This window comes from Allofournierella sp. CML151 (assembly GCF_027853465.1).
Classification (GTDB): Bacteria; Bacillota; Clostridia; order Oscillospirales; family Ruminococcaceae; genus Allofournierella.
The window spans coordinates 41256-49673 of record NZ_JAPNNW010000023.1 but is presented as its reverse complement, the minus strand read 5'-3'; the positions used below and the strand labels follow the sequence as shown (position 1 = coordinate 49673).

Below are 8418 nucleotides of genomic sequence, written 5' to 3'. Positions count from 1 at the left end.
AGAGGAAGCCCGCATGGGCTTCCTCTTTTTTATTTGCTTTTACAATCAGGCAATCAGGCCTCAGCGGAGACCGCGGGCTGGCGGTCCTCCTTGGACAGCCATTTGCCGCACTTGTAATAGATCACAAAGCAGATGCTGGTAATGACCCAGCTGATGGGATAGCTGGCCAGAACAGTGAGGATATCCTTTTTCAGGGGAACCACCAGGAAGACCCACAAAATACGCAGGCCGCACACGCCGCTGCCGGTAAGAATCATGGGGATCAGCGCCTGGCCGCAGCCGCGGATGGCACCGGACAGAATCTCAATGCACACGAAGGTCACGTAGTAGGGCATCAGGTGATGAACCATCACGGTGCCGATCTCCAACACCGCTTCATCCTGTGTAAACATGCGCAGGAAGATCCCCGAGCAGCTGACCATCAATACACTCATGGCCACCGCGGTGCCCGCGCACATGGCAAGGCAGACATGCACGCTCTTGCGCACTCGGCTGTACAGTCCCGCGCCGTAGTTCTGGCCCGCAAAGGTGGTGATGGCAATGCCGTAAGCACCGCTGACCATCCAGAAGAAGCCATCCACCTTGGAAAAGCTGGTCCAGGCGGCCACCGTATCGGTGCCGAAGGAGTTGATGCAGCTTTGCAGGATCACGTTGGAGATAGCATACATGTTGCCCTGAATGCCCGCCGGGATGCCCACCTGCAGCACCCGGCTCAGGCTGGCCTTGTCGAAGCACAGCTGGGTTTTGTCCAGCCGGTAGATGGCTGAGGTGCCCGTCAGCGAGATGTATACCAGAGCGGCGCTCACCCACTGGGAAATCATGGTGGCAAGGCCCGCACCCAGTGCGCCCAGACCCATCACCGCCACAAACAGAATGTCCAGCACGATGTTCACCAGACAAGCCACGATCAAGAAGTACAGCGGGCGTTTGGTGTCGCCCACCGCGCGCAGAATACCCGCGCCCACGTTGTAAAAGAAGGAAGGGATCATACCCAGGCAGTAAGCAATCAGGTACTGCACCGCGTACCCCATCACGTCGTCCGGTGTGCCCATGGCCAGCAGGGCCGGCCGGGCTGCCAGCACGCCCACCACGGTGAACACCAGGCCGCCCACCAGCGACATAGCCGCCGAGGTGTGCACGGTCTTGCTCACCCGCTCCGGGTCCCGTGCGCCCACGCCCTGAGCCACCACCACGGTGGTACCGGCCGCCACGCCGGTGAACAGGTTGACCACAATGTTCACCAGGTTGCTGGTGCCGCCGCCCACCGCGGCCAGCGCCTGCTTGCCCACGAACTGACCCACAATGATGGCGTCGAAGGTGTTGTAAAGCTGCTGGAAGAAGGTACCGAACAGAATGGGGAAAAAGAACACCAGGATCTGCTTCCAGATCACGCCCTGGGTGATCTGGTTTTCCGCGCTGACGGAACGCGACATATCACAAAAACCTCTTTTCTGAAATTCACTCCCGGGGGCCGCGGCCCTCATAAAAACACTTGAAAGCCAGAACAGTATAGCACGATTGCACCGCCGTGTCGACCATCGTTATTTGTTTGGCACAAATTCGGTAATTTGCCCAAAGCCATGACAAGTTCGCAACAACTTCTTTATAATATAAAAGCAGAATATCCACGCTCTCAGCCGTGCGCAGAAAGGAAGACCCCCTCCATGGCACACATTCTCATCGCCGAAGACGAAACCGCCATCAACAATCTGATCCGCTCCAATTTGAAGCTGGTGGGCCACAGCTGCGCCCAGGCCTTCACCGGGCCCGAGGCGCTGGAGCTGGCCCAGAGCCAGACCTTTGATCTGGTGCTGCTGGACGTGATGCTCCCCGGACTGGACGGCTTTGCCGTGAAGGCCAAGCTGCCCGCCGGGCTGCCGGTGATTTTCGTGACCGCAAAGACCAGCCTGTCGGACAAGCTGCAGGGACTGGGCCTTGGCGCGGAGGACTACATTGTGAAGCCCTTTGAGGTGCTGGAGCTGCTGGCCCGGGTGGAGATCGTGCTGCGGCGGGGCGGCAAATCCGCCCGTACCTTCACGCTGGACGGGCTGCGGGTGGACCTGGACGCCCACCGTGTCTTTCTGCGGGAGGAAGAAGTCCCCCTCACGCCCCAGGAATACAGCCTGCTGGAGGTGCTCATCACCAACCGGAACCTGGCGCTCAGCCGGGAAAAGCTGCTGAACCTGGCCTGGGGCTACGACTACGAGGGCGAGAGCCGCACCGTGGATGCCCACATCCAGCGACTGCGCAAAAAGCTGGAGCTGGAAAACCGCATCCAGACCGTCTACAAGCTGGGCTACCGGCTCAGCACCCGCTGAACGAGGCGTTTTCATGAAAAAGATCACCCTGAAATACTGGCAGAAAACCTATCTGGCCACGCTGGCGCTGTTTCTGTGCTGCCTTGCGGGCAGCATCGGGGCGGTGTTCAGCCTGGGGCAGCGGCAGAATTTTTCCTCCACCGTGAACGAGGCCCTGGCCCAGCAGCAATACCTGATGCAGAGCCTCGTGCAGGACGCTCAGGCCGTGGCGGCCTCCCGCCCGGCGGCGCTGCCCAATCTGTATGAATACTACGCCACCCAGTACGCGGGCGGCGGCATCCCGCTGGAGGTGACGGAAAAGGACACGGTGCTCTACTCCACCTTGCCCACCGTGGAGGGCGAACGCACCCGGCCGGAGGTCCCCCAGGGGCAGCGGGTCTATCTGGTGCTGCCCACCGAGGAGGGGCGGCAGCTGTTTGTCTCCTCCCGGCTTGCCACCGTCTCGCCGGATACTATCGTCACCTGCGCCTTCCCCATGGAGGGATTTTATCAGGAGTGGGCCCGCATCCGGCTGCTGTTTCTCATCATCGGCGGGGTGGTGAGCGGGGTGTTTGCCATTGCTTTATATCTTGTGCTTGCCCGGATGTACCGGCCGTTGGCCCAGGTGACCGGCACCGCTCGGGCCATTGCGGCGGGTGACCTTGCCGCCCGTGCGCCGGACAAGCGTCAGGACGAGGTAGGCGAGCTGGGCCGGGCAATGAATCAGATGGCGGGCCAGGTGCAGCACAAGATCGACGAGCTGGAGACCGCCGCCAGCCAGAAGCAACAGCTGATCGATAATCTTGCCCACGAGATGCGCACCCCGCTCACCGCCATCGGCGGCTGGGCCGAAACCATGCAGCGGGCCCAGATGGACCCGGAGGAGCTGCTGGAGGCCACCGATACCATTCTGTTCGAGAGCCGCCGGGTACTGGCGCTGAGCCAGCAGCTTTTGAAGCTGAGCGTGCTGCGCAGCGAGCCGCTGGAGCTGGTCCCGGTGGATGCGGCAGACCTGCTGCGCCGGGTAGAGCGGACCATCGGCCCCAAGGCCCGGGCCCGGCAGGTGGACTTCGCGGTGCTGCCGCCCGACGGGCCGTTGGAGCTTTCGGCCGATGAGGTACTGCTGGAAAGTCTGCTGGTGAATCTGTGCGATAACGGTGTGAAAGCCTGCGCCGCCGGGGGCCGGGTGCGGCTGCTGGCCCACCGTGTGCCGGGCCGGGTGATGTTTGTGGTGACCGACGACGGCCGGGGCATGGACCGGGAGACACTGGCCCACCTGGGCGAGCCCTTTTACCGGGCGGACAAGGCCCGCAGCCGGGCCGAGGGCGGGGCCGGACTGGGGCTTTCGCTCTGCTTTGCCATCGCCCGCCGCCACGGCGCCCAGCTGGAATTTGAGAGTCAGCCGGGCCGGGGCACCCGGGCCACGGTGACTTTTACAACTTCGCAATAAGTTTTTACCGCTTCGCAACACCCCGCACCTTTTGCGGCAACAGACGGGAAGTAGACTAAAGCCAGAAAACAGGCCGGGGCCTTCCACCCCCGGCTGCGCCAAGGAGGATGTTATGATGAATCTTCGCCCCATTGCTTTCAGCCTGGCGGCCGCCCTGGCCCTGACCGGCTTTTCCGCCTGCTCTGCTCCCGGGCAGACCCCGGTAGCGGTGAGCGACCCGGTGAGTGCGGCCGTAAATACCGCCGGGCAGATCGTGGAGGATTATGACTTCCGTTTTATCGACCGAACTGCCGAGAAGATCGAGGAGTACAAAACCTACGACTATACCGAAGGACACCCCACGCCTGCCCTGCCCCGACCGGAATTCCTGCCCACTCAGGACATCGCCAAAAAGGTGGGCGAGCTGGGCCAGTCTGCCCTGGGGATGGACCTTTCCTCCCAGCTGATTGCTCTGTGCTATATGGAGGACCCGAACCTTTCCCGCACCCAGTCAGTGGTAGAGGCCAGCGTGCCCATTCCCAGCAGCCAGGAAAATCCGCTCTTCCAACGTGCCGCCGAGGTGTGGCTGCGCATGGACCCTGTGACCGGTGAGCTGTTCAGCTATTCCCTTTATCCGGGGCAGGGCTGCACCGACCCGGAGCAGCCCCAAAAGGATACCTGGCCCCAGCTGGCACAGGACTTCTGCACCGCGGCAAGCCTGGGGCAAATCCAGAGCACCGAGTTTACGGATGAAGACAGTGCTTACCAGGACTGGCTCTGGGCAGTTCTGGAAAACGGCGACACCGCCCTGTTCCAGTTTTCCACCGGCAACACCCTCACTTCCTTTGAGAACGTGACCGCCACCGGCGGGCAGGCGCGGGTGGATGCTCTGCACCAAAAAGATGCTGTTGACCGCTGAGGAGGGATTCATCATGAAACTTTCTGTTCTCGCCGCCACCCTCTGCGCCGCGCTGCTTTTTTCCGCCTGCTCTGCTCCCGGGCAGACCCCGGTAGCGGTGAGCGACCCGGTGAGCGCCTCCTCCAGCCCCGCGCCGGACCCGGTGAGCGCCGCGCTGGATTCCTTCGACTACGCCTACCACGATTACACCCAGGAATGGATTGAGGAACGTTCCGGCCCCACGGCCGAGGCCGAGAATCCGGACGGCACCCCCTACTCCAAAACCTTTGAAGCCCCGGACGCTGCCTGCATGAATGCGCAGCAGGCAGCAAACCTGGGTGCAAAGCTGATGGAAGCCGCCCACGGGGTAGACCTTACCCCTTACGAACTGACCGTTTATTCCTTCCGCACCAGCCAATACCAAAACAACGAGCGCTACATCTGGGTTGTGGATTCCTGGGAAGCCCCGGACGACACCGATGAATCCAGCTTTCACTTCCAGGTTGAGCTGGACGCCATCACCGGCCAGCTTTTGAAAATGACCGGCCACCCCTTCGTCTACTCGGACCCCACCGAGACTTCCGATACCGCAAAGAAGGAATTCATCCGGCAGCTGCCTGCCCTGTTTGATGAGATGGACCTGCCCGCAGTAGAGCAGGTAGAGGAAAAGACCAACGAATACGACGCCCGCCGGTTCTGGGTAACCACCGCATCCGGCAACTACTGGGTTGCCTGCTACGGCTCGGAATCCGAGTTCCACATCTCTTATCTTGTGCTGGACGGCGCGTATTCCTGAACAGCAACACAGCCCGCCATGGCGTTTGCACCATGGCGGGCTGCGTTTGTTTTGCTTACTTTTTTCATCTTTCATCGGTCAGGCGGCCATTGCCCGGCGGCCCACACGGCCTGCCCAGGCCAGCGGCCCCTGGTACACCACCCGCAGCGGCTCCAGATAGGCAAAATCCTCCGGCCGCACCAGGCTGGGGTGGTCCGGCAACTCCAGCGCACCGGCCTCCTGCAGGGTCTGGGCCACAAACTGGCTGCACACGAATTTATTCCGCCGCTGGTGGGCAATGCCCAGCCAGGCCAGCGCCAGGCCCAGCACGTCATAACCGTAGTCCAGCTGGCGGCGCTCCATCTTTTCCAGCCGGCGGGCGATGCGGTCGTAGGCCTTCTGGCTCACCGGCAGCTCCAGCACCAGGCTGTCCGCTGTACCGCTGCGGCCGTAAACCCCATCGTACAGGTTCTCCCGGATGAACCCGGCAGGCAAAGGTGCGATCTCGTAGCGGCGGGCAAAGCTGTACATCTGCTCCAGGTCCCGGTCCAGCGCCAGGCTTACATGGGTATATCGGTTGCCGGTCAGGCCGTGCATGGCCCGGGCAAACAGGGTATCGGTGCGGGATAACAATAAGTAAACATTCGGCATGATTCTGGCTCCTTTCGCCGCGGCCCTCTGCGGGCGGTATTTTCCCCTCGCCGGGCGGGCGGTACGCATAGTCGGGCACTTCCTACTGGTTCGGTAGGTTTCCCTTTGCTCATACAACGAGCCTGCATCCGCCGGTTCTTCATCTTTTTTCAAAAAAATTGACACACCGCCCGCTTGCACCTATAATAAAAGCACTTTCCCCGGGCAGCGGGGCGATGAGGAGGGAGATTTCCATGCGCCATCTGGGCACACAGGTCCTGGAAACCGAGCGGCTGATTCTGCGGCCGATGACCACCGGCGACGCCATTCCCATGTTCGAAACCTGGGCAAACGACCCGCAGGTGACCCGCTTTCTGCGCTGGGAACCTCACAGGGACTGGCTGGAGACCGCCCAGCTGCTGGCCGCCTGGGAGTCCCTTTACCAGAACCCGGACTACTACCAGTGGGCCGTCTGCCTGCGCGGATCGGATGCGCCCTTCGGCAGCATCAGTGTGATGGAGGGCGAGGAACAGGACTCCTCTCTGTGGCATGCCCCCGGCCTGGACCATTCCGCCGGGGTTTGGGAGGTAGGCTACTGCTACGGCCGGGCCTTCTGGGGCAAGGGCTACGCCACCGAGGCTTTATGCGCCGTGCGGGATTTCTGGTTCAAGGAAGTGGGCGGGCCCTGGCTGGCCTGCTGCCATGCCACAGAAAACCCCGCCAGCGGCCGGGTGATGGAAAAGGCCGGATGGGTGTGGGACCACGACAGCCTTTACCACAAATTCGACGGCACTCCGGTGGCCTGCCGATGCTATGTGAACCGAAACCCGAATTTCTGACGTGATAATTTGACAGCGATAAAAGGAGCTTATATGAGTGAACTGATGATTCAAGACAAGGAGCCGGTGAAGGTTGTCCTGCTGGGGCTGGATCTGGGCCAGTTTGACGCGGACCGGAGCATGGACGAGCTGAGCGCTCTGTGCGAGGCCAACGGCATGGAGGCGGTGGCTCAGATCGTGCAGCGGCGCGCCGCCCCCGAGGCGGGCACCCTGCTGGGCGAGGGCAAGCTGGAGGAGGCCAAGCTCTACTGCCAGAACCTGGGGGCGGAGGCGGCCATCTTTGACGGCGAGCTTTCCGGCAGTCAGATCCGCAACCTGTCTGAGCGGCTGGACGTGGAGGTGCTGGACCGCACCATGCTGATTCTGGAAATTTTCCGCAGCCGGGCCGTGACCAATGAAGGCAAGGTGCAGACCGAGCTGGCTATGCTGCGCTACCGGCTGCCCCGGCTGCAGGGTCTGGGCGAAAGCCTGTCCCGCCAGGGCGGCGGCGGCGGTGGCGGCGGCGGTGCCCGGCGCGGCGCAGGCGAAAGCAAGCTGGAATACGACCGGCGGCACATTCACCGGCGCATCGAGGCGCTGGAGCAGAAGCTCACCGAGCTGGAAAAACGCCGCGGCGAGAACCGCCGGGCCCGCCAGAAGGCAGGAACTCCGGTGATCAGCCTGGTGGGCTACACCAACGTGGGCAAATCCAGCCTGTTGAACGCCCTGTGCGGGGCCGAGGTGATGGAGGCGGACATGCTGTTCGCCACCCTGGACCCCACCGCCCGCAAGCTGACTCTGCCCAGTGGTTTGAACGTAATCGCGGTGGATACCGTAGGCTTTGTGAGCCGACTGCCCCACAAGCTGGTGGAGGCCTTCAAGAGCACCCTGGAGGAGGCCGCCTATTCTGACGTGATCGTGAAGGTGGCGGACGCCGCCGACGAGGAGCGGGAGGAACAGTTGACCATCACCGATCAGGTGCTGGCGGAGCTGGGCTGCGAGAGCATCCCCCAGCTGACCGTGTACAACAAGTGCGACAAGGCCGGTGCCACTCCCTTCGACCCGGCGGTGATCCTGACCAGCGCCAAGACCGGCCAGGGTCTGGACGATCTGCTGGCCGCGCTGGATGCCGCCCTCTCGGACCGGGTGCGGGCGGTGAAGCTGGTGCTCCCCTACGATAAGCTGGGGCTGGCCGAAGCCATGCGCAGCCGGGGCAGCGTTTCGGTGGAGGACTACCGGGAAAACGGAGTCTACTTCGAGGGCTTTGTGAAGAGCAGCGACCTGCATATTTATCTGCCCTATCTTTTGGAAAACTGAACAAAAAGCAGAAAGGCCCGCCGGAAAACCGGCGGGCCTTTCTGCATAGAGGGGTGGGAAAGTATAATAAGTGAGAAGTTATCAAATTCAGGAGTACCTGTGTGGCACTGTCTTTAGTATACCCATTTTTCTTAATATGTCAAATTGAAATGCCGGTTTTTTCTTTCCTGATTCCCTTTACTTTTGCGTTTTTGCTTTATATAATTAAGTGAACCCGCAAAATTCTTTTCATCTCTTTTGATTGTATAATTTCT

At 61.6% G+C, this 8418-nt stretch carries 8 protein-coding genes; 6 read left to right on the top strand and 2 right to left on the bottom strand.

Annotation, left to right across the window (positions count from 1 at the left end):
• Positions 1 to 53: 53 nt before the first annotated feature.
• Positions 54 to 1433, bottom strand: a complete 1380-nt coding sequence (locus PH256_RS13460; protein WP_270914581.1) for an MATE family efflux transporter — start codon at positions 1431 to 1433, stop codon at positions 54 to 56.
• Positions 1434 to 1664: 231 nt separating this feature from the next.
• On the opposite strand from PH256_RS13460, the gene PH256_RS13455 reads away from it, so the two are divergent.
• The 4 genes from PH256_RS13455 to PH256_RS13440 all read left to right on the top strand — a co-directional run bounded on the left by PH256_RS13455 (position 1665) and on the right by PH256_RS13440 (position 5420).
• A complete protein-coding gene (locus PH256_RS13455) occupies positions 1665 to 2318 on the top strand; it encodes a response regulator transcription factor (RefSeq protein WP_270914580.1) in 654 nt (217 codons plus the stop codon).
• A 13-nt stretch (positions 2319 to 2331) separates the two neighbouring features.
• The gene (locus PH256_RS13450; RefSeq protein WP_270914579.1) at positions 2332 to 3747 is read left to right on the top strand and encodes a sensor histidine kinase; all 1416 of its coding nucleotides are present in this window, start codon (positions 2332 to 2334) and stop codon (positions 3745 to 3747) included.
• Between the two features lie 112 nt (positions 3748 to 3859).
• Positions 3860 to 4645, top strand: a complete 786-nt coding sequence (locus PH256_RS13445) for a hypothetical protein (protein ID WP_270914578.1) — start codon at positions 3860 to 3862, stop codon at positions 4643 to 4645.
• A 13-nt stretch (positions 4646 to 4658) separates the two neighbouring features.
• Positions 4659 to 5420: a hypothetical protein gene (locus PH256_RS13440; RefSeq protein ID WP_270914577.1), complete on the top strand. Its 762-nt coding sequence runs from the start codon at positions 4659 to 4661 to the stop codon at positions 5418 to 5420.
• 78 nt (positions 5421 to 5498) lie between these two features.
• Here the strand turns inward: PH256_RS13440 and PH256_RS13435 are convergent, their stop codons facing one another.
• Complete coding sequence (locus PH256_RS13435; protein ID WP_058963656.1) at positions 5499 to 6050, bottom strand: hypothetical protein; 552 nt, start codon at positions 6048 to 6050, stop codon at positions 5499 to 5501.
• A gap of 233 nt (positions 6051 to 6283) precedes the next feature.
• Here PH256_RS13435 and PH256_RS13430 point away from each other — a divergent pair, with 233 nt between their 5' ends.
• Positions 6284 to 6868 (top strand): GNAT family N-acetyltransferase, encoded by a 585-nt coding sequence (locus tag PH256_RS13430; protein ID WP_270914576.1) that lies wholly within the window; start codon positions 6284 to 6286, stop codon positions 6866 to 6868.
• 33 nt (positions 6869 to 6901) lie between these two features.
• On the top strand, positions 6902 to 8164 hold the full coding sequence (hflX, locus tag PH256_RS13425; protein ID WP_270914575.1) for a GTPase HflX: 1263 nt from the start codon (positions 6902 to 6904) through the stop codon (positions 8162 to 8164).
• Positions 8165 to 8418 lie beyond the last annotated feature (254 nt).

What these genes read in the sequence shown, in the direction of transcription:
- PH256_RS13460 (WP_270914581.1), bottom strand. Translation starts at nt 1,433, where the DNA reads ATGTCGCGTTCCGTCAGCGCGGAAAACCAGATCACCCAGGGCGTGATC.
- PH256_RS13455 (WP_270914580.1), top strand. Translation starts at nt 1,665, where the DNA reads ATGGCACACATTCTCATCGCCGAAGACGAAACCGCCATCAACAATCTG.
- PH256_RS13450 (WP_270914579.1), top strand. Translation starts at nt 2,332, where the DNA reads ATGAAAAAGATCACCCTGAAATACTGGCAGAAAACCTATCTGGCCACG.
- PH256_RS13445 (WP_270914578.1), top strand. Translation starts at nt 3,860, where the DNA reads ATGATGAATCTTCGCCCCATTGCTTTCAGCCTGGCGGCCGCCCTGGCC.
- PH256_RS13440 (WP_270914577.1), top strand. Translation starts at nt 4,659, where the DNA reads ATGAAACTTTCTGTTCTCGCCGCCACCCTCTGCGCCGCGCTGCTTTTT.
- PH256_RS13435 (WP_058963656.1), bottom strand. Translation starts at nt 6,050, where the DNA reads ATGCCGAATGTTTACTTATTGTTATCCCGCACCGATACCCTGTTTGCC.
- PH256_RS13430 (WP_270914576.1), top strand. Translation starts at nt 6,284, where the DNA reads ATGCGCCATCTGGGCACACAGGTCCTGGAAACCGAGCGGCTGATTCTG.
- hflX (WP_270914575.1), top strand. Translation starts at nt 6,902, where the DNA reads ATGAGTGAACTGATGATTCAAGACAAGGAGCCGGTGAAGGTTGTCCTG.